Raw genomic sequence first — 24,865 nt, forward strand, 5'->3', positions numbered from 1 at the left:
GTCGGGGCGCGCGGGCGCGCCCGCGGACGTCCGGGCAGGAGTGGGTGCGGCGGCTGCGGGTCGCGGTCGCGTTGCGTGCGTCGGGCGGGTCGTGTGCGTCGGGCGCGTCAGGTGGTGCTGCTGGTGCCGTTGCTGCCACGGGCGGACGAGGTGCCCGGCTGCCGACCGCGGTACTCGTTGGCGAGCAGCGAATCCATGGTCGCGCGCAACCGGTCGATGAAGGCTTCGAACTCCTGGAGCTGCGCCGGGGTGTAGTGCGACATCGCCACCGCCATCTGCTCGGCGTAGGGCCAGAAGAACTTCTCGGCCCGCGGCTTCACCCCGGGGCTGCTGCGCAGCGTCACGATCCGGCGGTCGGTGTGCTCGCGGGTGCGGACTATGTGACCGGCCGTCTCCAGTCGGTTGAGCAGGGTGGCCGTCGCTCCGGACGACAGGGAGATGCGCTCGCTGAGCCGGGCCGGGGAGAGCGGCACCCCTTGGTCCTCCGCGTACAGGATCTCGGCGAGTGCTGCGGCGTCCGTGGAGTGGAGCCCCAGCCAGGCCGCGAACCGCTGGGTGAATTCGGTGTAGTTGGCGCCGAACGCTCGAAGCCCGTCCATGAGGCGGTCGCGCTGCGCCTCCAGGCCCCCGGGCTTCGGATTCTCGCTGGACATGCTCCCCTTCCCGACCTGTACGGCGACGGGTTCCACCGCTGGAGATGACGGCCCCGCCCCTGCGAAGTAACTTCACCGCGAAGATACACGACGGGGGAGGTATCGGCACGGTTGGACGCCGCTGTCAACCGTCGTCCGGCCGCGGCCCGTCGCCCCCTCCGACCCTGCTCCGTTGCGCCTTCCGGCCGGATGCCAGAGGTCGCGGGGCCGGTCAGGGCAGGACGGCCGTTCCGTCGAGCTCCACCATCGCCTGCTCGTCCCACAGGCGTACGACGCCGATGACCGCCATCGCGGGATAGTCCCGCCCCGCCAACCGTCGCCAGATCCGGCCCAGTTCGGGCGCGTGCGCGCGGTAGTCGGCGACGTCGGTCGCGTAGACGGTGACCCGGGCGAGGTCGTGCGGGGCGCCGCCGGCGGCGGCGAGCGCGGCGAGGAGGTTCGCGAGGGCCGCCTCGAACTGCTCCGGCAGGCTCTCCCCCACGACGTGGCCCGCGCCGTCGAGCGCCGTCTGCCCGGCGAGGAAGACCAGGCGGGAGCCGGTGGCGGTGACGGCGTGCGAGAACCCCGACGGCGCGGAGAGCTCGGCGGGGTTGAGGCGGTGCAGACTCATGCGGGCGCTCCTTCGGCTCCCCGGGGTGCGTACAGCTCCTTGGCGACGATCGAGCGCTGGACCTCCGTCGCGCCCTCGTAGATCCGCGGCGCGCGCACCTCGCGGTACAGGTGCTCCAGCAGGTGCCCGCGCTCCAGCGCCCGTGCGCCGTGCAGTTGGACGGCCGCGTCCACCACGTACTGCGCCGCCTCCGTCGCGAACAGCTTCGCCATCGCCGACCGCTTCGGCACGTCGGCGGAGCCCGCGTCGTACGCCGCCGCCGCGCTGTGCACCAGCAGCCGGGCGGCCTCCGTGCGGGTGGCCATCTCGGCGACCTGGTGGGCGACGGACTGGAGGTCCTTGAGGGGGCCGCCGAAGGCGGTGCGCCGCGCGGTGTGCACGAGGGTCGCGTCCAACGCGGCCTGGGCCATCCCCACCGCGAACGCCCCGACGCTGGGCCGGAACAGGTTCAAGGCGTCCATGGCGACCCGGAAGCCCCGGTCGACCTCGCCCAGCACGTCGTCCCCGGTCACGGGCGTCCCGTCGAAGGTCAGCGCGCCGATCGGGTGCGGCGAGAGCATCTCCAGGGCCGTGCCGGACAGGCCGGGGCGATCGGCCGGGACGAGGAACGCCGTGACGCCGCGCGCGCCGGCGCCGCGGGTCGTCCGGGCGAACACGGTGTAGAAGTCGGCCTCGGGAGCGTTGGAGATCCAGCACTTCTCGCCGGTCAAGCGCCAACCGCCGCCCGACTTCGACGCCGGCTCCGCGGCCAGCGCCAGGGCCGCGGCGTCGGAGCCCGCGCCCGGCTCGCTGAGGGCGAAGGCCGCAACAGCGCGCCCTGCCATCACCTCGGGCAGCCACCGCCGGCGCTGCTCCGCGCTGCCGGCCGTGGCGATCGGCCGGGCGCCGAGGCCCTGGAGCGCGAGCGCCGTCTCCGCCTCCGTACAGCCGTGGGCGAGCGACTCCCGCAGCAGGCACAGGTCCAAGGCGCCGGGGCGGGCGACCGGTCCCCCGTCCCCAAGAGCCCGCCCCGCCTCTTCTCCGGGCCCGTCCGCCGGCACACCGGTGAACAGCCTTGCCAACAGGCCCAGTTCACCCAGGGCGGCGAGCAACGGACGGTTCACCCGGCCCGGCGCACCCCGCCGGGCCAACGGTTCGAGGGTCCCGACGGCGAGCGCACGCAGCTCCGCGCACCAGGCGGTCTGTACCGGATCGAGCGAGAATACGGGCATTGACGCCCTCACATATCTCATCTATCGCGAACCGTTGACTGTCGTCACCACCACGATACGCTCCTCTCACGACCCCACCATGACAAGGGGGCGCACCATGGAGCTGACACCCTCGGCCCACGTCGACACCTTCGCACGCGACCACCTGCCGCCCGCGGACCTGTGGCCCGAGCTGATCTTCGAGTTGCCCGAGCTGCGCTATCCCACCCGGCTGAACTGCGGACACGCACTGCTGGACGAGACCGTCGAACGGTTCGGCCCGGACCGCCCCGTCTTCCGCACCCCCACCGGCGACGTCTGGACCTACGGCGAGCTGCACGAACGGGTCGACCGCATCGCGCACGCCCTCACCGCCCGCCTGGGCGTCGTCCCCGGCAACCGCGTCCTGCTGCGCGGCCCCACCGCCCCCTGGCTCGCGGCCTGCTGGCTGGCCGTGATGAAGGTCGGCGCCGTCGCGGTCACCGTCCTCGCCCAGCACCGCACCGAAGAGCTCGCCACCATCTGCGAGATCGCCGAGGTCAGCCACGCCCTGTGCGACGCCCGCACCCTGGACGAGCTGCTGCGGGTCGACCGCGGCGGCCTGCGGATCACCCCGTACGGCGGCACCTCCCAGGGCGACCTGCTGCACCTCGCCGCCGCCGCGCCGGCCCGCCCCTTCCCCGCGGTGCCGACGGCCGCCGACGACGTCGCCCTGATCGCCTTCACCTCCGGCACCACCGGCCGCCCCAAGGGGTGCATCCACTTCCACCGCGACGTCCTCGCCGTCGCGGACACCTTCTCCGCCCGGGTGCTGCGGCCGGTGCCGGACGACCTGTTCGCCGGCAGCCCGCCGCTCGGCTTCACCTTCGGGCTCGGCGGCCTGGTCGTCTTCCCGCTGCGCGCGGGGGCCTCGGCGCTGCTGCTGGAGCGGGCCGGGCCGCGGCAGTTGCTGCCCGCGATCGCCGAGCACCGCGTCACGGTGCTGTTCACCGCGCCGACCGCGTACCGCGTGATGCTGAACGAACCGCGCCACGTGAACGTCGACTCGCTGCGCCGCTGCGTCTCCGCCGGCGAGAACCTGCCGGCCGCCACCTGGCACGACTGGCTGGACCGCACCGGCCTGCGCATCATCAACGGCATCGGCGCGACCGAACTGCTGCACATCTTCGTCTCCGCGGCGGACGACTCCATCCGCCCCGGCACCACCGGCGTCCCGGTGCCCGGCTGGCAGGCCCGGGTCGTCGACCACCACGGCGCCCCCGTCCCCGACGGCCAACCGGGGCTGCTCGCCGTCCGCGGCCCGGTGGGCTGCCGCTACCTCGCCGACCCCCGCCAGCGCGAGTACGTCAGGGACGGCTGGAACCTCACCGGGGACACCTACGTGCGCCAGAGCGACGGCTGGTTCCGCTACGTCGCCCGCGCCGACGACATGATCGTCTCGGCCGGCTACAACATAGCCGGCCCCGAGGTGGAAGAGGCCCTGCTGCACCATCCGGACGTCCAGGAAGCCGCGGTCGTCGGCGAGGACGACGCCCTGCGCGGCCAGGTCGTGGCGGCGTACGTCGTCCTGCGCGGCGGCGTCCCCGCGGGCGACGCCACCGCCGCGGCCCTGATCGAGTGGGTGCGCGCCCGGCTGAGCCCGTACAAGTGCCCGCGTTCCGTCGTCTTCCTCGACGCGCTCCCGCGCACCCCGACCGGCAAGCTCCAGCGCTTCCGCCTGCGCACGGAGAAGTCACCTTAGAGTGATCACGTGGCCGACCAGCACACCCCCCGATCCCTGATCGTCACCCTCTACGGCGCGTACGGGCGCGAGCGCACCGGGCCGCTCCCGGTCGCCGAACTCATCCGGCTGATGGCCGCACTCGACGTCGACGCGCCGTCCGTCCGTTCGTCGGTGTCCCGCCTCAAACGGCGCGGGCTGCTGATCTCCGCCCGCACCCCTGAGGGCTCCGCCGGCTACGAGCTGTCCGCCGACGCCCGCCAGCTCCTCGAAGACGGCGACCGCCGCATCTACGACCGCAGGACGCCGCGGCTCGCCGACGGCTGGGTGCTCGCCGTCTTCTCCGTGCCGGAAGCCGAACGGAGCAAGCGCCATCTGCTCCGCTCCCGCCTCGGCCACCTCGGCTTCGGCTCGGCGGCCCCCGGGGTCTGGGTCGCACCCGCCCGGCTGTACGAGGAGACCCGGCACACCCTGCGCCGCCTCCAGCTCGACCCGTACGTCGAACTCTTCCGCGGCGAGCACCTGGGCTTCGCGGCGACGGCGGAAGCGGTCGCGAGCTGGTGGGACCTGGGGGCGATCGCCAAGCAGCACCAGGAGTTCCTGGACGGGCAGGAGCCGGTCCTGCGCGACTGGCTGGGCGGGCGGATCGCCACGCCCGAGGACGCCTACCGGGACTACCTCCTCGCCCTCGACTCCTGGCGCCGGCTGCCCTACGCGGATCCGGGGCTGCCGCTGGAACTCCTCCCGGTGGGCTGGCCCGGGTCCCGCTCGGCGGAGGTCTTCGGCCGGCTGCACGAGCTGCTGCGGGACGCGGGCGCGGTGTTCGTGCACGGCACCGACCAGGGCGGTCCGGACGGCCGGGACGGCCACGACGATCAGGAGGGGGACGAGGACGCGTCCCCCGTCACCGCCTCCTGACCACCCTCATGGGCCGGCGGGGTCCAGCAGCCCCGTCAGGCTGATCCGGGGTGGGTTCGGTGCGTCCGTACGGCCCGTCGGCGGCTTGCGACTGCCCGCGCGGTACGGGTCGGGCCACGGCGCACCCGGCCCCGCATAGCCCTGCTCGGCCGCCGCGTGCAGCGTCCAGTGCGGGTCGTACAGATGCGGCCGGGCCAGCGCGCACAGATCGGCCCGCCCCGCCAGGACCAGCGAGTTCACGTCGTCCCACGACGAGATCGCCCCGACCGCGATCACCGGCACCCCCAGCACGTTGCGGATCCGGTCGGCGTACGGGGTCTGGTACGAGCGGCCGTACTCGGGCCGCTCGCCGGGCACGACCTGGCCCGTGGACACGTCGATCGCGTCCGCGCCGTGCTCGACGAAGGCGCGCGCGATCGCCAGGGCGTCGTCGTCCGTCGTCCCCCCGGGAGCCCAGTCGGTCGCGGAGATCCGCACCGTCACGGGCCGGTCCGCGGGCCACGCCCCGCGCACCGCGTCGAAGACCTCCAGGGGGAAGCGGAGCCGGTTCGTCAGCGAGCCGCCGTAGGCGTCGGTCCTCCTGTTGGTCAGCGGGGACAGGAAGCCGGAGAGGAGGTAGCCGTGGGCGCAGTGCAGTTCGAGGAGGTCGAAGCCGGCGTCCGCGGCCCGCCGCGCCGCCTCGACGAACTCGGTGCGCACGGAGTCGAGCCCCGAGCGGTCCAACTGCTGCGGCACCTGGCTGACGCCCGGCCGGTACGGCAGCGGCGAGGCGGCCACCAGCGGCCAGTTCCCCCGCGGCAGCGGGTCGTCCATGCCCTCCCACATCCGCCGGGTGGAGCCCTTGCGCCCGGAGTGGCCGAGCTGCACCCCGATGGCGGTGCCCGGCGCCCGGTCGTGCACGAAGTCCGTGATCCGCCGCCAGGCGACGGCCTGCTCCGAGGTGTAGAGGCCGGTGCAGCCGGGGGTGATCCGACCCCGGGCGCTGACGCAGACCATCTCCGTCATCACCAAGGCGGCGCCGCCCAGCGCCCGCGCGCCCAGGTGGACGAGGTGGAAGTCGTCCGGGACGCCGTCCTGCGCCCCGTACACGTCCATCGGGGACACCACGACCCTGTTGCGCAGGGTCAGTCCGCGCAGTCGGAAGGGGGTGAACATCGGGGGCGTGCCGGGCGGGCAGTCGAAGTCCCGCTCCACCGCGTCCGTGAAGGCCCGGTCGCGGAGCCGGAGGTTGTCGTGGGTGACCCGGCGGCTGCGGGTGAGCAGGTTGAACGCGAACTGCCGGGGCGGCTGGCCCACGTACGTCCCCAGCTCCTCGAACCAGCGCAGGCTGGCCGTCGCCGCCCGCTGCGTCGACTCCACGACGGGCCGGCGCTCGGCCTCGTACGCGGCGAGTGCGTCGTCCAGGGTCGTCTGCTCCGCCACGCACGCGGCCAGCGCCACGGCGTCCTCGACGGCCAGTTTGGTGCCGGAGCCGATGGAGAAGTGGGCCGTGTGGGCGGCGTCGCCGACCAGGACCGTACGGCCGTGGGACCAGCGCTCGTTGACGACGGTGCGAAACGCGGTCCAGGTGGAGTCGCGGCCGTGCAGCGGCCGGCCGCCCAGGGCGTCGGCGAAGATCGCGGCGCAGCGTTCGACGGACCGCGATCCCGCGGCGGCCGGGGCGTCCGCGTCGAATCCGGCGGCCCGCCAGACCTCCTCGCGCATCTCGACGACGACCGTGGACGCGTCGGCGGCGTACGGATAGGCGTGGAGCTGCATCACCCCGTGCTCGGTCTCCGCGATCTCGAAGCGGAAGGAGTCGAAGGCGACGGGCGCGGCCAGCCAGATGTAGCGGCAGCGGTGGGTCGTGATGCGCGGCCCGTACGCCGCGGGGTCGGCCCCTCTGGTGGTGCTGCCCGCGCCGTCCGCCGCGATCACCAGGTCGTGGGAGGCGGTGAGCTCGTCGACGGGCGGTGCCGCGGTGCGGAACCTGATCCGTATGCCCAGCTCCTCGCAGCGGCGGTGCAGTATCCGCAGCAGCGTGCGGCGCCCCAGCGCGGCGAAGCCGTGTCCCGACGAGATGAGGGTGCGCCCGCGGTGGACGATGTCGATGTCGTCCCAGCGGACGAACTCGTCGCTGAGGGCCCGGTGGACCGTCGGGTCGGCGGCTTCGATGCCGCCCAGGGTCTCGTCCGAGAGCACCACGCCGAAGCCGAAGGTGTCGTCGGGCGCCCGGCGCTCCCAGACGGTGATCTCCCGCCGTGGATCGAACCGCTTGAGCAGGGCGGCGGCGTACAGACCCCCGGGGCCGCCGCCGATGACGGCGACGCGCAAGGGGGCGCGCAGGCGGGTGTTCACGGGGGTGCTGCGGTTGCTCACGCGGGGACTCACGGGGCGCTCCCCGTCATCGCCCCTGCCACTTCGGCGCCCGTTTCTCCGTGAACGCCGCGTGGAACTCCGCGTAGTCGCTGCCGTTCATGAGCAGGGCCTGGGTGGCGGCGTCCAGCTCCACGGCCGCAGCCAGCGGCATGTCGAGTTCGGCCGTCAGCAGCGCCTTGGTCTGGGCGTGGGCGAGCGCGGGGCCGGTCGCGAGGCGTCGGGCCAACTCCGCGGCCCGGGCGTCCGCGCCGCCCTCGGGGACGAGTTCGCTGAGGAGGCCGATCCGCTCGGCCTCGGCGGCGCCGACGGGCTCGCCGAGCATCAGCAGTCGGGTGGCGTGTCCGAGGCCGACGACCCTGGGCAGCAGATAGGCCGCGCCCATGTCGCCGCCGGACAGCCCGACCTTGGTGAAGAGGAAGGCGAACCGTGCGCTGGGGTCGGCGATCCTGAAGTCCGCGGCCAGGGCGAGGACGGCGCCGGCGCCGGCGGCGACGCCGTGCACCGCGGCGATCACCGGGAAGGGGCATTCGCGGACGGCCCGTACGGTCTGTCCCGTCATCCGGTTGAAGTCGAGGAGCTGGGCGGTGTCCATGGCGAGGGTGGCGCCGATGATCTCGTCGACGTCGCCGCCGGAGCAGAAGCCGCGCCCCTCGCCGCCCAGCACCAGCGCCCGTACGGAACGTTCGCGGGACAGCTGGGCCAGCAGGTCGCGGAGGTCGGCGTACGCGCCGAAGGTGAGGGCGTTCAGCTTCTGCGGGCGGGCGAGGGTCACGGTCGCGACGCCGTCGGCGACGACGAGCCGTAGATGGCGCCATTCCTCGGGGTCGGTGCTTCGCGCGGATCCGGTAAAGGGGCTCATGAGAGGCGGCCTCCTTCGAGGGCGGGCGGCGCCGGTCCGCCGCTGCCTCTCACGAAGCTATCACCCGCCCGTGACTTCCGTCACGGGCGCGCGATAGCGCGCGCCCTCGTTCGATACGACCCCTCAGGCTTCCCGGGCGACGGGGACCTCCGGGATCTCCACTCCCAGCGGCGCGGGTGCGAGCGTCGCCACGAGCACGGCCTTGATCGTGTGGAGCCGGTTCTCCGCCTCGTCGAAGACCACGGAGTGGGACGACTCGAAGACCTCGTCGCTGACCTCCAGCTCGGTGAGGCCGTGGGTCTCGTGGACCTCCCGCGCCACGGTGGTGCCCAGGTCGTGGAAGGCGGGGAGGCAGTGCAGGAACTTCACGTCCGGATTGCCGGTGGCCCGCAGCACGTCCATCGTCACGGCGTACGGACGCAGGACCTCGATCCGCTCGTCCCAGACCTCCTTGGCCTCGCCCATCGACACCCACACGTCGGTGGCGACGAAGTCCGCGCCCAGGACGCCGTCGGCGACGGACTCCGTGAGGGTGATCCGGGCGCCGCTGACCTCGGCGATGGCCCGGGCCTTCGCCTGGACCTCCTCGATCGGCCAGTACGCCCGGGGGGCGACGATGCGCACGTCCATGCCGAGCATGGCGCCGGTGATCAGATAGGAGTTGCCCATGTTGAAGCGGGCGTCCCCGAGGTAGGCGAAGGAGATCTGCTCCAGCGGCTTGACCGTGTGCTCGACCATGGTGAGGACGTCGGCGAGCATCTGGGTGGGGTGCCAGTCGTCGGTGAGGCCGTTGTACACCGGCACGCCGGCGTGCGCCGCCAGCTCCTCCACCTTGGCCTGGGCGTCCCCGCGGAACTCGATGGCGTCGAACATCCGCCCGAGCACGCGCGCGGTGTCCTTCGTGGACTCCTTGCTGCCGATGTGGGATCCGGCCGGACCGATGTACGTCGTCGCGGCGCCCTGGTCGGCCGCGGCGACCTCGAAGGCGCAGCGCGTACGCGTGGAGGACTTCTCGAAGATCAGCGCGATGTGCTTCCCGCGCAGCCGCCGCTCCTCGACGCCGGCCCGCTTGGCCGCCTTCAACTCGGCGGCCAGCGCGACGAGACCGCGGAACTCCTCGGCGGTGAAGTCCAGCTCCTTGAGGAAGTGGCGGCCTTCGAGGTGTATCGCCATGGGCTGCTCCTGGTCGCTGCGTGTGGGGAAGGGACGCTTGCATGGTCGGCAATGGATGGAAGTATATACGATCCCCTGCATTGCTATACAAGACCCGGAGTCGGTCGGTTCGGGGGCGACCGGAGGGGGTGTCCGGGATCGACCGATTCGGGTCCGTGCAACCAGGGTCCACCATGGACGGGCACTTCCGTACCTCGGGCCGCGTCCCCACCGTCGGGCCGCGTCCCTACCCTCGGACCGCCTCCCCAGCGTCGGACCGCGTCCCTGCCGTCAGACCGCGTCCCGCTCGACGGGGCAGCTCATGCAGCGCGGTCCTCCCCGCCCCCGCCCCAACTCGCTGCCGGGGATCTCGATCACTTCGATGCCTTCCTTGCGCAGGTGGGTGTTGGTGGTCACGTTGCGCTCGTAGGCCACGACCACGCCCGGCTCGACGGCCAGGACGTTGCAGCCGTCGTCCCACTGCTCGCGCTCCGCCGCGTGCACGTCCTGCGTGGCGGTGAGCACCCGGATCTCCTTCAGTCCGAGCGCGGCGGCGATCGCGCTGTGCATCTCCTCCGGCGGGTGGTCGCTGACCTTGAGCCCCTGTGGGCCCTCGGCCGGCTCGATCGTGTACGACCGGAGCATCCCGAGGCCCGCGTACTGGGTGAAGGCGTCCCGGTCGACCATCGTCATCACGGTGTCCAGGTGCATGAACGCCCGCCGCTTCGGCATGTCCAGGGCCACGATGGTGCGCGCCGAGCCGGCCGCGAAGAGCCCTTGGGCCAGCATCTCCACCGCCTGCGGCGTGGTCCGCTCGCTCATCCCGATCAGCACCGCGCCGTTGCCGATCACCAGCACGTCGCCGCCCTCGATGGTGGACGGGTAGTCGCTCTGCCCCTGTGACCAGTGGTGGAAGGAGCCGGCGTCCGGGCCCGCGAAGAGCGGGTGGTACGTGTAGATCGCCTCGAAGTGGACGGTCTCGCGCTGGCGGGCCGGCCAGCGCATCGCGTTGATGGACACCCCGTCGTAGATCCAGGCGGAGGTGTCGCGGGTGAAGATGTGGTTGGGGAGGGGGTCGAGCAGGAAGTCGTCCAGGTTCATCACGTGGAACCGCACGGACGTGGGCTCCGGGTGCCCGGCCAGGTACTCCCGCTTCGTCATCCCGCCGACGAGGGCTTCCGCCAGGTCGGTGGAGGGCAGGGCGTCGAAGGCGGACCTGAGGTGGTCGGCGGCGAGCGGCCCGTACTCCTTCTCGTCGAAGGCGCGGTCCAGGACCAGCTTCCTGGCCTCGGGGATCTCCAGTGACTCGCACAGCAGGTCGCCGAAGAGGTGCACCTCCACCCCGCGGTCGCGCAGCACGTCGGCGAAGCCGTCGTGCTCGGCGCGGGCGCGGCGCACCCACAGGACGTCGTCGAAGAGCAGGGCGTCCTTGTTGGTCGGCGTCAGGCGTTTCAGTTCGAGGTCGGGGCGGTGCAGTATGACCCGGCGCAGCCGCCCGGTCTCGGAGTCGACGTGGAATCCCATGTGGCCATCCTCACCGCGCGGCGGGCCTTTCACTCGGTGGCCGTCCGGTGGACACCGACAGGCCCTCCGCCCGCATCGTCTGCGTCGCGGACTCGGTCCCGGACTCCCAGACTGCCTCGCAGGGGCGGGTCGGTGCACCGGCCGGGGCCGGTGGGGCGCGTCCCGAGGTCGGGGCGCGCCCCACCGGGGGCGGGACGGACCGCTCAGAGGCGGGGGTCCACCGGCTCCGACTCCAGGGCCAGCACCGCGAACACGGCCTCGTGGATCCGCCACAGCGGCTCCCCGTCCCCGAGCCGGTCGAGGGCTTCGAGGCCCAGTGCGTACTCGCGCAGGGCGAGCGAGCGCTTGTGGCCGAGGTGGCGGTTGCGCAGCCGTTCCAGATTGGCCGGGCGGGTGTACTCGGGACCGTAGATGATCCGCAGGTACTCCCGGCCCCGGACCTTGATCCCGGGTTGGACCAGGGCGCCCTTCTCGGTGCGCACCAGCGGTTGGAGCGGCTTGACGACCATGCCCTCGCCGCCGGCGGCCGTCAGCTGGAGCCACCAGTCCGTGCCGGCCCGCACCGACGCCTCGTCGCCGGTGTCGACCACCAGCCGCCGGGTGGCCTGGATCAGCCCGGTGGGGTCGTGTTCCACGAGCCGGTCCAGCCAGGCCAGCTGCTCGTCGTGGGGTACGCCGGCGAGGGAGCGCCCTTCGGCGGCGAGGACCTGGAAGGGCGCGAGGCGCACGCCCTCCAGCCCGTCCGTGGTCCAGCAGTAGCGGCGGTACGCCTCGGTGAAGGCGGCGGCGTCGTCGGCCCGCTCGCGCTGGACGTGCAGGAGGGCGCCGACGTCGACGCCGCGCGCCGCTGCGGCTTCGAGGGCGGCGGTGGCCCCGGGGAGCACGGCGCCCGCCGCGGCGCCGACGGCCGCGTACTGCGAGCGCAGCAGCCCCGACGCCTTGAGGGACCAGGGCATGAGTTCGGCGTCCAGCAGCAGCCAGTCCGTGCCCAGCTCGTCCCAGAGCCCGGCGGCCGTCGCGGCGGCGCGCAGCCGGTCGAGGAGCGCTTCGGTGAGGGACTCGTCGGAGAGGAAGGGCCGTCCGGTGCGGGTGTAGAGGGCACCGGTCGGTACGGCGTCGTCGGCACCGGTGGTGCCGGTGGTTCCCGTGGTGCTGGTGGTTCCCGTGGTGCTGGTGGTTCCCGTGGTGCCGGTGGTTCCCGTGGTGCCGGTGCCGTTTGCGGTTGCCGGTGTGAGGCCGAAGCGCTTGCGGGCGGTGTCGGCGTCGCGGCAGACCAGCACGACGGCCCGGGAGCCCATGTGCTTCTCCTCGCAGACCACCTGCCGGACGCCGTCGGCGCGGTACTGCGCGAAGGCTTCGGCGGGGTGTTCCAGGTGGCCATCGACGGTGGACGTGGCGGTGGGCGCCATCGTCGGCGGCAAGTAGACGAGCAGCCGCGGGTCGATCGCGAAGCGGCTCATGATCTCCAGGGCCGCCGCCGCGTTCTCCTCGCGCACGCCGACGCGGGCCAGGTGACGGGTCTCCACGATCCGTCGGCCCTGGACGTCGTCGAGGTCGAGCGGCCGGCCCTCCCGGGCGCCCGGGGCCTGGGTGAGCAGCGGCTTGACCGGCTCGTACCAGACCTGCTCGGCGGGTACGTCGACGAGTTCGCGCTCGGGCCAGCGCAGGGCGGTCATCCGGCCGCCGAAGACGGCTCCGGTGTCGAGGCAGATGGTGTTGTTGACCCAGGAGGTGTTGGGCACGGGGGTGTGGCCGTAGACGACGGCGGCGCGACCCCGGTACTCCTCGGCCCAGGGGTAGCGCACGGGCAGGCCGAACTCGTCGGTCTCGCCGGTGGTGTCGCCGTACAAGGCGTGCGAGCGCACCCGGCCGGAGGTGCGGCCGTGGTACTTCTCGGGGAGGCCGGCGTGGCAGACGACCAGGTCGCCGCCGTCCAGGACGTAGTGGCTGACGAGCCCGTCGATGAACTCGGCGACGCGCTGGCGGAACTCGGGGTCCTTGGCGTCCTCCTTCTCCAACTGCTCGATGGTCTCGGCGAGGCCGTGGGTGTGCTGGACGTTCCTGCCCCTGAGGTAACGGCCGAGCTTGTTCTCGTGGTTCCCCGGCACGCACAGCGCGTTCCCGGTCTGCACCATGGACATCACGCGGCGCAGGACGCCGGGGCTGTCCGGGCCGCGGTCGACGAGGTCGCCGACGAAGACGGCGGTGCGGCCGTCGGGGTGGGCCCCGTCCCGGTAGCCGAGTTCGGCGAGGAGGGTCTCCAGTTCGGAGCTGCATCCGTGGACGTCGCCGATGATGTCGAAGGGGCCGGTGAGGTGCCGCAGGTCGTTGTAGCGGCGCTCCAGGACGACCTCGGCAAAGTCCACTTCGGCGGCGCTGCGCAGGACGTGGACCTTCCGGAAGCCCTCGCGCTCCAAGCCGCGCAGGGAGCGGCGGAGTTCGCCGCGGTGCCGCTTGATGACGCGGCGCGGCATGTCGGCACGGTCCGGGCGGGTGGCGTTGCGCTCCGCGCAGACCTCTTCGGGCAGGTCGAGGACGACGGCGATGGGCAGGACGTCGTGCTCGCGCGCCAGCCGCACCAGTTGGCGACGGGCTTCGACCTGGACGTTGGTGGCGTCGACGACCGTGAGCCGGCCGGCGGCGAGCCGCTTTCCGGCGATGTAGTGCAGAACGTCGAAGGCGTCGCGGCTGGCCGCCTGGTCGTTCTCGTCGTCGGAGACCAGGCCCCGGCAGAAGTCGGAGGAGATGACCTCGGTGGGCTTGAAGTGGCGGCGGGCGAAGGTGGACTTGCCGGAGCCGCTGGCGCCGATGAGGACGACGAGGGACAGGTCGGTGATCGGGAGCCGTCTTCTCGCCGGCGGGGCGTCGGTGGCGGTGTTCATCGGCTCTGTGCTCTCTGCGCTCTCTGCACTCTCTGCGTTTTCTGCGTTTTCTGCGTTTTCGGGGGTGTTCGGGTGGGTCATGCCGCCTTCGCCTCCTTCACGGTGCCGTCCTCGCTGCCGGTGCGGCGTTCGCCGTCGGTGCGGGCGTCAGCGTCGACGCGGGTGAACACCGCCATCTGGGTCGGCGGGCCGACCTCGGGGTCGTCCGGCCCCACGGGCAGGTACGCGACGTCGTACCCGTCGCGCGCGGCGACGGCCTCCGCCCAGCCGCGGAACTCCGCACGGCTCCACTCGAACCGGTGGTCCCCGTGGCGCACGTGCCCGGCCGGCAGCGTCTCCCAGCGGACGTTGTACTCGACGTTGGGCGTGGTCACGATGACGGTCCTGGGCCGGGCCGCCTGGAACACCGCGTACTCCAGCGCGGGCAGCCGCGGCAGGTCGAGGTGCTCGATGACCTCGCTCAGCACCGCCGCGTCGTACCCGGCCAGTCGCTTGTCGGTGTACGTCAAGGAGCCCTGGAACAGTTGGATGCGGGCGGCCTGGCGCTCGCCCATGCGGTCCAGCTTCAGCCGGCGCGCGGCGATGGTCAGCGCCCGTACGGACACGTCCACGCCGACGACCTCGGTGAACCGGACGTCCTTGAGCAGCGCCTGCGCCAACTGGCCCTGGCCGCAGCCGAGGTCCAGCACGCGCTGGGCGCCGGCGGCGCGCAGCGCCTCCAGGATCGCGTCGCGCCGCTGCTGGGCGAGGGGCACCGGACGCTCCTCGGTGTCCTGGCTCTCGTCGACGGCGTTGTCCACGTCCTCGACGTCGAGGTCGTCCGCCTCGGCCAGCCGGACCAGCTCCAGGCGCTCCTCCGCCTGGCGGGTCAGGCGCCAGCGCCGGGAGAGGTAGCGGCTGGTGATCAGCCGGTGCTCCGGGTGGTTCGCGAGCCAGCCGTCGCCCGCGCGCAGCAACTTGTCGACCTCGTCGGGCGCGACCCAGTAGTGCTTGGCATCGTCGAGGACGGGCAGCAGGACGTACAGCTGCCGCAGCGCGTCGGCCAGTCGCAGCTCGCCTTCCAGGACGAGTTGGACGTAGCGGGACTCGCCCCATTCGGGGAACTGCTCGTCCAGGGCGACCGGTCGGGCGGTGACGGTGGTCCAGCCGAGGGGGCCGAAGAGCTTCTCGACCAGTTCGCCGCCGCCGCGCGCGGGCAGGGCGGGTATCTCGATCCGTAGCGGAAGGGGTGCTTCGGCTCGCTCGGGCAGGGCGGCGCACACGCCCCGCAGGGCGCTCCTGAAGACCGTGCTGAGCGCCACGGCCAGCAGGGACGAGGCCGCGTACGGCCGGTCGTTGACGTACTGCGCGAGGGCGGAGTCGGGCGCTCCGCCGCGACCCTTGCCCTTGCCGCGACGTACCAGCGCCACCGGATCCACCTCCAGCAGCAGCGCGGCCGTGCACTGCTCGGGCGTCGCCTCGGGGTAGAAGACGTGGGCCCTGCCGTGGGAGGTGGAGAACGACTGCGCCTTGTCGGGATGCTTGTGCAGCAGGAACCCGAGGTCGGTCGCTGGTCGTTGCGGGGTGCCGGTCGTTCGGATCGTCAAGAACACCTGACCGATTATGGCGGTGTTGAGGGGACTCGTGCCCGAAATTTTCTCGGCGGGCAGCCCCGAGGGGCTGGTGGCCCGCCGCCAGCCTTCGACGGGCTTGACCGCAGGTCAGCCGGTGCCGCCGGCCGGGGCCAGGGCGGTGGCGACGTCCGCGATCGCGGCCGGGCCGACGCGGCAGCAGCCGCCGACCAGCCGGGCACCGGACGCCAGCCAGCGGCGGACGCGCGCCGGGTCCGTACCGCTGTCCGCTCCGCCGTCGCGCCAGTCCCGCGCCACCGCGTCCCACGCCTCACCGCTGTTCGGATAGACGACGACGGGCTTACCCGTCGTGCGTGCGGCGAGCGCTACGGCACCGTCCGCCTCCCCGGGTGCGCAGCAGTTGACGCCCACGGCGACCACCTGGTCGTTCCCCGTGGCCAGCGCGAACGCGGCAGCCAGGTCCTGACCGGCCCGGGTCAGCCCGTCCCTGACGGTGTACGAGAGCCAGACCGGCACGCCACAGCCCTCGACCGCCCGCAGCAGCGCCTCGGCCTCGTCCGCGTCGGGCACGGTCTCCAGCGCGAGGACGTCGGGTCCGGCGGCTGCCAGCGCCTCGATCCTGGGCTGGTGGAAGCGCTCCAGCTCGCGGACCGTCAGGCCGTAGCGCCCCCGGTACTCCCCGCCGTCCGCGAGCACCGCGCCGTACGGCCCCACCGACGCCGCCACCCACACCTCGTCCGCGGTCGCGTCGGCGGCGGCCCGGGCCAGCTCCACGCTGCGGGCGAACAGCCCGGCCGCCGCCGCGCGCCCGACGCCGCGTCGGGCGAACCCCTGGAAGCTCGCCTGGTAGCTGGCGGTGATCAGCACCCGGGCGCCCGCCCGCACGTACGCCCGGTGGGCGGCTTCGATCTGCCCCGGCCCGTCCGCGAGGAGGCGTGCCGACCACAGGTCGTCGGACAACTCGCACCCCTGCGCCTCCAGTTGGTTGGACAGGCCTCCGTCCAGGACCACAGGCCCCTCGGCGAGGGCTCGGGCGAGCGTGCGGGCGGGGCGCACGGCGGTCAGCCCAACTGGGACTGGACCTGGGCGGAGACCAGCTCCAGGTGGTCCAGGTCGTGCAGGTCCAGCACCTGGAGATAGATCCGGGACGAGCCGACGGCGGCGTACCGACCGATCTTGTCGACCACCTCCGCGGGCGAGCCCGCCAGACCGTTCTGCTTGAGCTCGTCGACCTCCCGTCCGATGGCTGCGGCACGCCGGGCCACCTCGGCGTCGTCCCGTCCCACGCACACGACCAGCGCGTTCGAGTACACCAGGTCGTCGGGGGCGCGCCCGGCGGCCTCCGCCGCTGCCTTGACCCGTCCGAACTGGCGCTCGCTGTCCTCGACGGAGGCGAAGGGGATGTTGAACTCGTCCGCGTACTGCGCGGCCAGGCGCGGGGTGCGGGTGGCCCCGTGCCCGCCGATCAGCACCGGCACCCGTCCGTTCACGGGCTTGGCCAGCGCGGGCGAGTCGCTGAGCTGGTAGTGCGTGCCGTCGTGGGAGTACGTGGCGCCGGCCTCGGTGGCCCACAGGCCGGTGACGATCGCCAGCTGCTCCTCCAGCCGGGCGAACTTCTCCTTCGGGAACGGGATGCCGTACGCCCGGTGCTCCTCCTCGAACCACCCGGCGCCGAGCCCCAGCTCGACCCGGCCGCCCGACATCTGGTCGACCTGGGCGACCTGGATGGCGAGCACGCCCGGGAGCCGGAAGGTGCCGGCGGTCATCAGGGTGCCGAGCCGGATCCTGCTGGTCTCGCGCGCCAGGCCGGCCAGGGTGATCCAGGCGTCCGTGGGGCCGGGGAGCCCGTCGGCGGAGCCCATGGCGAGGTAGTGGTCGGAGCGGAAGAAGGCGTCGAACCCGAGGTCCTCGGTGGCCTTGGCGACGGTCAGCAGGGTGTCGTAGCTGGCGCCCTGCTGGGGTTCGGTGAAGATGCGCAGATCCATGCGTCCATCCTGCACCGTCCCGCCGTGGTCAACCGCCTCGCCGCCCCCTGCCTGCATCTTCGGGTGTCGCATCGGGGCCGCCGCGGCGGCGGCCAGGAGCGGCGGGCCGGAGGGCGGGCTGCCGGCTCGGCACCGCACGGGCCGAGCTCGGTGAGCCCGTTGTACGCGGTGCGTGCGCTGCACGCGGCGGGCCGAATCAGCGCGGTGCCGTTCACCACGTACTCGCCGTCGAGTCCACCGGGTCCGGTATGCCGGTCGGCCGGCTCGGGCCCTGCCCTTCCTCGGCTCGGGCCGAGCCGCCCGAGCTGCGCGGGCGGGCGGCGGGAGCGCCGCCGCGGGTTGCCGAGCGGGGCGGCAGCGGCACGTGCGATGTCACCGGCCCGTCCGTACGGTCCGGATCGCTCCGGCCGCCGATGGCCGGACGGCCGCCGCGCGGCACGGCTCCGCGGCCGTCCCGCCCCGGGCCGCACTCGCCCGAGGGCGGCTCGGACGTCCGCGCCACGGCGCTCCGCCCCGGCGGGGGGCGATCACCGGCCCGGCCGCTCGACCCCACGGACGGCCCGGCTCGCGCCCGGACGTCGCCCGGCGGTCTGCGCAGGTCACGGCCGGCGAGATCCCTGGCCGAGAGCCTGTGCAGCATGGAGCGCACCCGATCGGCGGACTCGTCGGCCGCATCCATGGCCCGGATGCAGTGCCAGTACAGCCCGTCCTCCTCGGTGGCGCAGGCCACCGAGATCAGGGCGACCCCGACGTCCACCAACAGCGCCCCGAGAGCGAGCAGGGTCTCGCGGGGGTCCTCGATCCCCGTGAGACCGGCCGCTCTGGTCCGTCCGCGCAGGACGCCGGAGTGCTCCGCGCTTCCTGCGCCGGGACCTTCGATCTCTCCGAGCCCCAGTGCGTCACGGCTCAACTCGGGCGGCCCGGATGCCGCGAGCTGTCCGCCGATCGCCTGCGCGAGCAATTGAGCCTGCCACGCTTCGATCACCACCTCAGAAACCACCCTGGTGCGAGCCAGGGCCAGTCGACTCATGTCGATGAGTCGCTCCGCTTCCATGTACGCCGCCCCCGATCGTACGACTGTCTGCCCAACAGGTTCATTACCCAGCGTGAAGGGCTTTGAGTCAAAACGCCAGAGGAAAAGGGAAATCTGTGGACAGGAAGCCGGCTGTGGACAACTTCATGACTCCATAGAGTGACAAAACCTTGATCGTTCCATTTCTTCGAAGGGCCGGGCGCCCCGGGTTGACGGGTCGTTAACTCATGGCGCCGGAAAGCGGCTCTCGTTGCGGTCGATCTTGTCGGAGAGCGCGGCGAGCGCGTCGACCCCCAGGACCTCGCACAGCTGGAGCAGATACGCCAGCACGTCGGCGACCTCGTCCCGCACCCGGTGCGCCGTCCCCTCGTCCTCCATCACCCGAGCCGACTCCTCCGGAGTCAACCACTGGAAGATCTCGACCAGTTCGCCCGCCTCCACGCTGAGCGCCGCAGCCAGGTTCTTCGGGGTGTGGTAGGGCCCCCAGTCCCGCGCCCGTGCGAACTCCGCCAGCCGCTGCTGGAGGTCGGCGACGGACGGGCCGTCCCCGCGCCGACTCGAATCACTGGCTCCACTGCCTTCTTTCGTCACGGCACCAGGTCTACCACCGTCACGCCCTCGACCCCGCGGGCGAAGGTCGCGTCCGAGACCGCCCCCACCAGCCGGACGTGCCCCCGCGCCGCCATCTCCACCGCCAGTGCCACCAGTTCGCGCGCCTGCCCGGGATCGAGGCTGCGGTCGAAGCCGTCCGCGAGGACGGTCATCGACTGGTACGCCGACGGGACCTCCGCGGCCTGGTCCATCGCCAGCACCCCCGGCCCGGTCAACAGCACCAACGCCAGCGCCAGATACCGCAGCTCCCCCTCGCCGAGCCGCTCCACCGGCGTCGCCGTGCGCCCCGCCCCCCGGTGCAGCAGCGCCCGCAGCAGCCCGTCCGCCGTCTCCTCGACGGCCAGCTCGGCCACCTCGCCGGCGCACCCGCGGCGCGCGGCGGCCGTCAGCCGGGCGTGCCGCCTGGTGCACTCGCTGCGCGTGCGGTGCAGGACCTCGGCGAGGTTGTCACAGCCGCGGCGCAGCCGACCGTCGCCCGCCGCCACCGGCCGCCGCATCCCGCACGGCTGCGGATCGCAGGCGAAGACCGACCGCAGCGCCACCACCACCTGCTCAGCCGCCGCGAGGACGAGCAGTTGGCCCGCAGTCTTCCCCGCCACGCGCAGCGGCAGCAGGGACGTACCGAGCCGGTCGTCGGGGAGCGGGGCGCGGGTCACCGGCACCGAGCCCGCCGTCAGCCAGGCCGCCTGCACCGACGACCGTTCGGGGTCGCGCAGGGCGGTGGTGAGCAGGGTCTGCCCGCCGCACGTCAGGCGCTCGCCGACGATCCGCAAAGTGGGCTCCGCCTGGACGGCGAGGTCGAGGCGTACGGCACCGGCGGGGCCGTCGACCGTACAACCGATGCGGAACCCTCGGCGCCCCTCGGTGTCCGCGCCGGCCCATTCGGGAACGCAGGCCGCGGGGTCCGGGAAGACGTCCCCCAGCCCTTCGCCGGCCGCCAGGGCGGCCAGGGCCTCGTACGCCTGTAAGACGCTCGACTTCCCCGTGCCGCTGGCGCCGGTGAAGAGGGTCAGCGGGGTCAGTGCGAACGTCGCACCGCGGTGCGAGCGGAAGGCGGACAACCGCAGCTCGGTGACGGCGGGTCGGGGGGAGTGCGCGGGAGTGAAGGGAGCGTGCTGGTCCATGGGCCGGACGGTACGCAGCCGCCGATTCGCCGAACCGTTCCGCCGCCGGGACCTTCCTACGAACGGGCGACCCGTCTTGCGCAAGGGGCCGCGCCCGCGCGCGGGTCAGCGGCGGATCGAGGCGGTGGAGAAGGTGCCCGTCGCCTCCGCGATGCCGTCGACCTCGGTACCGGCGGGGGCCAACAGGAAGACGTTCCGGTCCACCCGGTGCATGCCGCTGCCCAGGCCGAAGACGACCCCGCTGCTGAAGTCGAGGATGCGCTTGGCCACGTCGGGGTCGGCGCTGGTGAGGTCCAGCAACACCGGGATCTGCGCGATCAGATACTCGGCCACCTCACGGGCGTCGGCGAAGACCTGCACCCGCAGCACGATGAAACGACGCTGCTCGACCGCGTACTCCTGCGGAACCGTGCGGTGGTCGACCCTCGACGGCCACTCGTCCCGGCCGCGCAACGGAACGACCTGCGCCAAACCCTCCCACTGCTCGTCGGTGACGTCGTACCTCTCGTACCTGCTCATGGGGTCCATCCTCCCGCCCCTCACCCGTTCGGCCCAACAGCGACACGAGTGGGTGGCGCACCTTTCGTCCAGCACGTGCGCGGGGCCAACACTCGACTCCCTGCACCGTATCGGGCGCCACTGACAACGCCCGCACGGACGCCCGCCGCCGCCGGACCCGCGCGCGTGACTCCCGTCACGGACATACGAAACGGTGCGCCCCGCGCGCCGCCGCCCGCTCGCCCCTCAGCAGCGGAGGAACACCTCCGCGAACCCGTCCTCCGGATGGATGCCCTCCATGGGCCGGCCGAAGGGCGAGTGCAGCGGGCGGTATCCGGTGCCGGTGTAGATGTCCAGGGCGAGCCGGCCGGCGCGCGCGGCCGAGTCGGTGTCCCCGCAGGCCCCCTGGGAGAGCGCGATGACGGCCTGCGCCTGGCCCTCCAGGAGCCGGAGTTGGGACTCCTTGGCAAGGGTGAGCGCGGAGGCCGCGTACCCCAGCGCCTCCAACGGGCGGCGCAGTCGGGCCGCGCAGACGCCGAGCCCGAGGAGCGCCATCGTGCGGCCCTTCAGATAGCCGATGCCCTCGGCGGTGCGGTGGGCGATGCGGAAGTGTTCGAAGGCCCGCTCGTACTGGCCGAGTTGGTACCGGGCGTGCCCCATCGCGATCATGGCGTCCATACGCAGCCGCGGCCGTCCCGAGCGCCTGCTGAGCCGACAGGCGGTGAGCGCCGCCCGCAGCGCGCCCAGCCCGTCGCCCGCCTCCGCGCCGATCATGGCGAGGACGCTGAGCACCTCCGCCTCGCCCGGGAGGTTGCCGATGGCCTGGAATCCGCGGCGGGAGGTCACAGCCAGCTCGTGGGCGGTGACCAGCAGTCCGAGGTCCAGCGAGATGGTCGCCAGGCTGCAACTGATCCGCGAGACGCTGTCGGGCGCGCCGATCTTGTGGGAGAGGGCGAGGGCGCGTCGGCACAGCCGCTCCGCCTCCCGCAGCCGCCCCATGCCGTGCAGTACCTCGCCCAGCCCGAGGAGGGGTTGGGAGGGGCTGCGGCGCAGCTTGCGGTCGATGGCGATGGACTGGCCGTAGTACTCCGCCGCCTGGCTGAGCAGCCCGAGGTCGCCGGAGACCCCGGCGAGGTTCGACAGGGCGACCGACTCGCCCACGCCCCAGTCGGCGCACCGGGCCAGCTCGATGGCGAGTTCGAAGTGGTGCTTGCTGCGCTCCAGGTCGCCCATGGTGAAGCGGGCGAGGCCCAGGCTCTGTTCGGCCGCGGCCTGGCCGCGGAAGTCGCCGCCCTCGCGCGCGGTGGCCAGGGCGAGGGAGGCCACGGTGATCCAGGCGTTGGTGTGCCGGCGGAGCCAGAAGTAGCCGCGCAGGATGTCCGCGAGGATCCACACACTGGCGTCTGGCGGCGCGGCTGACCCGTCGCCCGCCGGGTCGGTGCCGGCCGCCGCCTCGGCCTCGATCAGCCGCACCAGCTCGGCGTGTTCGGCGTCGAACCAGTCGGCGGCCCGCTGGGGGTCGTCGAAGGTCTGGGCCCGGGCCTCGGGGCCCACGGGGGCCACTTCCAGGCGCAGCATCTGCGGATACAGGCAGCGGGCCGCCGAGTCCGCGGAGGCCACGTACCACCGCAGCAGCCGGCGGCGGGCCTCGCGCTGCGCGGCCACCGGGTCCTCCGCGTCGACCAGGAGCCGGGCGTACCACCAGATCAGGTCGTGCAGACGCAGCCGGTCGCGGCCGACGAGCTCGACCAGGTGCTCCGCGAAGAGGCGGTCGAGGATGGCGACGGTGGCGGCGACGGTGCGGCCGAGGAGCGCGGCGACGGCGGGCACCGTCGTCGCGGGCCCGGGCAGGATGCCCAGCGTCCTGAAGGCGTCCCTGGCCTCCGCGTCGAGTCGGCGGTACGACAGCTCGAAGGCCCTGCGCACGGCGGAGTCGGGGTCGCCGGCGACCGCCAGCGTCTCCAGGGGGTTGCCGGACCGCAGCTCCCGCACGTGCTGCGCGATCAGCCCTTCGGGGTGCAGCGCGAGGTTGGCCGCGGCGATGCGCAGCGCGAGCGGGCTCCGTCCGCACATGGCGACGAGTTCGGCGAGCGCGTCGGGTTCGGCGGCGGACCGGCGCCGGCCCACGACGCTGCGGACGAGTTCTTTGGCGTCGTCCGCGGCCAGCGGGCGCAGCGGCAGCATGGACGCGCCGTGGGTGACGATCAGGGAGCCGAGCCTGTTGCGGCTGGTGACCAGGGCCAGGCAACCGGTGTCGTACGGGAGCAGTTGCCGCACCTGGACGGCCGACTCGGCGTTGTCGAGGACGATGAGGACCCGCCGGTCGGACAGGGTGCGCTGGTACAGCTCCGCCATCTGGGCGAGGTCGTGCGGGATTTCCTGGTACGGGGTGCCGAGGGCGCGCAGCAGCCCGGAGAGCGCCTCCTTGGCGCTCATGGGGCTCTCGTCGCTGTGGCCGCGCAGGTCGAGGAAGAGCTGGCCGTCGGGGAAGGCGTCGCGGGAGCCGCGGCACCATTGCAGCGCGAGCGCGGTCTTGCCACTGCCCGCGGGGCCGACGATCATCAGCACGCCCGAGCCGCCGCGGGCGTCCTCGACGAGCCGGCCGAGCTGGGCCAGTTCCTTGGCGCGGCCGATGAAGGCGCCGGTCCTGGAGTGGCTTTGGACGGATTCGGCCTCGGGGCGTACGGGCTCGTCGGCTACCTGGTCGTAGGCGCGGGCGTGGTCCTGGGGCCGTGCGTGGTCCTGGGCCGGCGGCCGAACGGGGGTCGGGGAGCGCACGGAGTCTTGGGGGCGTGCGGGGCCCTGAGGGTGCGCGGGGTCTTGGGGGCGTGCGCCGTGGCCGAAGTCGCGCCCCTGACCGTATCCGTCGCCGGGCACGGTCCCCCGGCCCTGGTCGAGCGGACGGCCTTGGTGGTGACCGGGGCCGTGCCCGTGCCCGTGCCCCTCGTCGTGGCGCGGGCCGTGCCCCTCGTCGTGGCGCGGGCCGGAGCGGAGCCCCTGGGGCCGGCCGCCGTCGTACGGCTGCCGTCGCTCGTACCCGGCACCGTCGGCGTCGCCGGGCTCGGCACCGTCCCAACAGTCGGGGGCGCCCGTGTCGTTCTGGCCGCGCAGTCCGTTCGACGGGGAGGCGAGTGGCGGCGCTGCGGGGTCCTGCCGTCCGTCCGGCCTGCCGCGCCCGCCCTCTCCCGGCAGCTGTTGCCGTTCGGCCTTGCCGGGCCGGTCGCCGCGGCCCCGCAGCTCGGGGACGCCGGAGAGGAACCACCCCACCCGGCCGCTGGGGTCGATGCGTCCGCGCTCGGTCCGCGGAATGACCTCGTCGTCCATCAGCATCGGGTCGGCGTGCAGGATCATGCGCTGCACGTGCTGGAGGTCGGCACCGGGGTCGAGCCCCAGGTCCTCGGCGAGCCGGGTCCTGGTCTCGTTGTAGACCTCCAGCGCCTCGCCGCGGTGGTCGGCCCGGTAGAGGGCGATCATCCGCAGCATGGCGAGGCGTTCGTGGTGCGGATGCTCCGCGGTGGCCCGCGCGAGCTCCTCCAGGACCAGCTCGCGCCGGCCCAACAGCAGTCGGGCCTCGGCGCGCTGGGTGACCGCGGAGATGTACGACTCCTCGAAGCCGGCGCCCAGCCGGCGGACCAGTCCGTCCGGCGCGGTGCCCGCCAGCACCGGGCCGCCCCAGTCGGCGAGGGCCCGGTCGAGCAGGCGGAGCCGTTCGACGAGGTTCTCCGCCCGCTCCGCGCGCTGCAGCGAGTAGCGGAAGCGGTGCAGGTCGACGGCGCTGGGATCGCCCTCGATCAGATAGCCGTCACCGGACTTGACCAAGGCGAAGCCGTAGTGCTCCGCGTCCTCGGCGGTGAACCGGCCGCGGAGCCGCGAGACGTGGACCTGGAGGCTGCCGCGAACGCTCGACGGCTTCGGCCCCTCGTCCCAGAGCAGATTGATCAGCCGGTTGGCCGGCACCACGCGTCCGAACTCCAGCAGCAGCAGGCCGAGCAGCAGTCTTTCGCGTCGTCGGCCGATCCTCAGCGAGGCGCCTTGGGCGAGCCACTCCAAGCCGCCTAGGATCCGGAACCGCATTCCCCCATCGGTCATGTCGTGAATCCTCCGCAATCAGCCCGCTCCGTGGCAAGCGATTGGCAACCACTTGGCCAGGCTCTGGCCGGTGGGCTCTGGAAGATT

Annotated in this window: 18 protein-coding genes; 2 read left to right on the forward strand and 16 right to left on the reverse strand. The window is 73.2% G+C overall.

Features of this window, described 5'->3' with window-relative positions:
• Positions 1-107: 107 nt before the first annotated feature.
• The 3 genes from ABZ842_RS31050 to ABZ842_RS31060 form a co-directional block, all read right to left on the reverse strand.
• Complete coding sequence (locus tag ABZ842_RS31050; RefSeq protein ID WP_361544193.1) at positions 108-653, reverse strand: MarR family transcriptional regulator; 546 nt, start codon at positions 651-653, stop codon at positions 108-110.
• A 211-nt stretch (positions 654-864) separates the two neighbouring features.
• On the reverse strand, positions 865-1,263 hold the full coding sequence (locus ABZ842_RS31055) for a RidA family protein (protein ID WP_361544196.1): 399 nt from the start codon (positions 1,261-1,263) through the stop codon (positions 865-867).
• Complete coding sequence (locus ABZ842_RS31060) at positions 1,260-2,474, reverse strand: acyl-CoA dehydrogenase family protein (RefSeq protein ID WP_361544199.1); 1,215 nt, start codon at positions 2,472-2,474, stop codon at positions 1,260-1,262. The genes ABZ842_RS31055 and ABZ842_RS31060 overlap by 4 nt, the downstream gene beginning before the upstream one ends.
• 97 nt (positions 2,475-2,571) lie before the next feature.
• Here ABZ842_RS31060 and ABZ842_RS31065 point away from each other — a divergent pair, with 97 nt between their 5' ends.
• Together ABZ842_RS31065 and ABZ842_RS31070 are read left to right on the forward strand one after the other, a co-directional pair.
• A complete protein-coding gene (locus ABZ842_RS31065) occupies positions 2,572-4,194 on the forward strand; it encodes an AMP-binding protein (protein WP_361544202.1) in 1,623 nt (540 codons plus the stop codon).
• A 9-nt stretch (positions 4,195-4,203) separates the two neighbouring features.
• Complete coding sequence (locus ABZ842_RS31070) at positions 4,204-5,091, forward strand: PaaX family transcriptional regulator C-terminal domain-containing protein (protein ID WP_361544205.1); 888 nt, start codon at positions 4,204-4,206, stop codon at positions 5,089-5,091.
• Between the two features lie 6 nt (positions 5,092-5,097).
• Here ABZ842_RS31070 and ABZ842_RS31075 read toward each other — a convergent pair whose 3' ends face one another.
• From ABZ842_RS31075 to ABZ842_RS31135, 13 genes are all read right to left on the reverse strand, one after another.
• Positions 5,098-7,461: a bifunctional salicylyl-CoA 5-hydroxylase/oxidoreductase gene (locus tag ABZ842_RS31075; protein ID WP_361544208.1), complete on the reverse strand. Its 2,364-nt coding sequence runs from the start codon at positions 7,459-7,461 to the stop codon at positions 5,098-5,100.
• A 13-nt stretch (positions 7,462-7,474) separates the two neighbouring features.
• The gene (locus ABZ842_RS31080) at positions 7,475-8,308 is read right to left on the reverse strand and encodes an enoyl-CoA hydratase family protein (protein WP_361544211.1); all 834 of its coding nucleotides are present in this window, start codon (positions 8,306-8,308) and stop codon (positions 7,475-7,477) included.
• Between the two features lie 123 nt (positions 8,309-8,431).
• Positions 8,432-9,481 carry an ornithine carbamoyltransferase gene (argF, locus tag ABZ842_RS31085; RefSeq protein WP_361544214.1) on the reverse strand — a complete coding sequence of 350 codons (1,050 nt, stop codon included), beginning with the start codon at positions 9,479-9,481 and terminating at the stop codon, positions 8,432-8,434.
• A gap of 270 nt (positions 9,482-9,751) precedes the next feature.
• Positions 9,752-10,984, reverse strand: coding sequence for an arginine deiminase (locus tag ABZ842_RS31090; protein ID WP_361544217.1), 1,233 nt, complete (start codon positions 10,982-10,984; stop codon positions 9,752-9,754).
• A gap of 203 nt (positions 10,985-11,187) precedes the next feature.
• Positions 11,188-13,866: a polynucleotide kinase-phosphatase gene (locus tag ABZ842_RS31095; protein ID WP_361544220.1), complete on the reverse strand. Its 2,679-nt coding sequence runs from the start codon at positions 13,864-13,866 to the stop codon at positions 11,188-11,190.
• 77 nt (positions 13,867-13,943) lie between these two features.
• Positions 13,944-15,458 (reverse strand): 3' terminal RNA ribose 2'-O-methyltransferase Hen1, encoded by a 1,515-nt coding sequence (locus tag ABZ842_RS31100; protein ID WP_361544223.1) that lies wholly within the window; start codon positions 15,456-15,458, stop codon positions 13,944-13,946.
• 108 nt (positions 15,459-15,566) lie between these two features.
• Positions 15,567-16,493, reverse strand: a complete 927-nt coding sequence (mmuM, locus tag ABZ842_RS31105; protein WP_361544226.1) for a homocysteine S-methyltransferase — start codon at positions 16,491-16,493, stop codon at positions 15,567-15,569.
• A gap of 5 nt (positions 16,494-16,498) precedes the next feature.
• On the reverse strand, positions 16,499-17,422 hold the full coding sequence (locus ABZ842_RS31110; RefSeq protein WP_361544229.1) for an LLM class F420-dependent oxidoreductase: 924 nt from the start codon (positions 17,420-17,422) through the stop codon (positions 16,499-16,501).
• 211 nt (positions 17,423-17,633) lie between these two features.
• Positions 17,634-18,476 carry a DUF6099 family protein gene (locus ABZ842_RS31115; RefSeq protein WP_361544232.1) on the reverse strand — a complete coding sequence of 281 codons (843 nt, stop codon included), beginning with the start codon at positions 18,474-18,476 and terminating at the stop codon, positions 17,634-17,636.
• 204 nt (positions 18,477-18,680) lie between these two features.
• Positions 18,681-19,046 carry a nucleotide pyrophosphohydrolase gene (locus ABZ842_RS31120; RefSeq protein WP_361544235.1) on the reverse strand — a complete coding sequence of 122 codons (366 nt, stop codon included), beginning with the start codon at positions 19,044-19,046 and terminating at the stop codon, positions 18,681-18,683.
• Positions 19,043-20,191: an ATP-binding protein gene (locus tag ABZ842_RS31125; RefSeq protein WP_361544238.1), complete on the reverse strand. Its 1,149-nt coding sequence runs from the start codon at positions 20,189-20,191 to the stop codon at positions 19,043-19,045. Before ABZ842_RS31125 ends, ABZ842_RS31120 begins: the two co-directional genes overlap by 4 nt.
• A gap of 105 nt (positions 20,192-20,296) precedes the next feature.
• Entirely contained in the window at positions 20,297-20,710 is a 414-nt protein-coding gene (locus ABZ842_RS31130; RefSeq protein WP_361544241.1) for a cell division protein SepF, read from the reverse strand.
• A 225-nt stretch (positions 20,711-20,935) separates the two neighbouring features.
• Positions 20,936-24,778 (reverse strand): BTAD domain-containing putative transcriptional regulator, encoded by a 3,843-nt coding sequence (locus ABZ842_RS31135; protein WP_361544244.1) that lies wholly within the window; start codon positions 24,776-24,778, stop codon positions 20,936-20,938.
• Between the last annotated feature and the right edge of the window lie 87 nt (positions 24,779-24,865).

The sequence above is a fragment of the Streptomyces sp. NPDC047315 genome (assembly GCF_040643215.1).
In the GTDB taxonomy this organism is placed as follows: domain Bacteria; phylum Actinomycetota; class Actinomycetes; order Streptomycetales; family Streptomycetaceae; genus Streptomyces.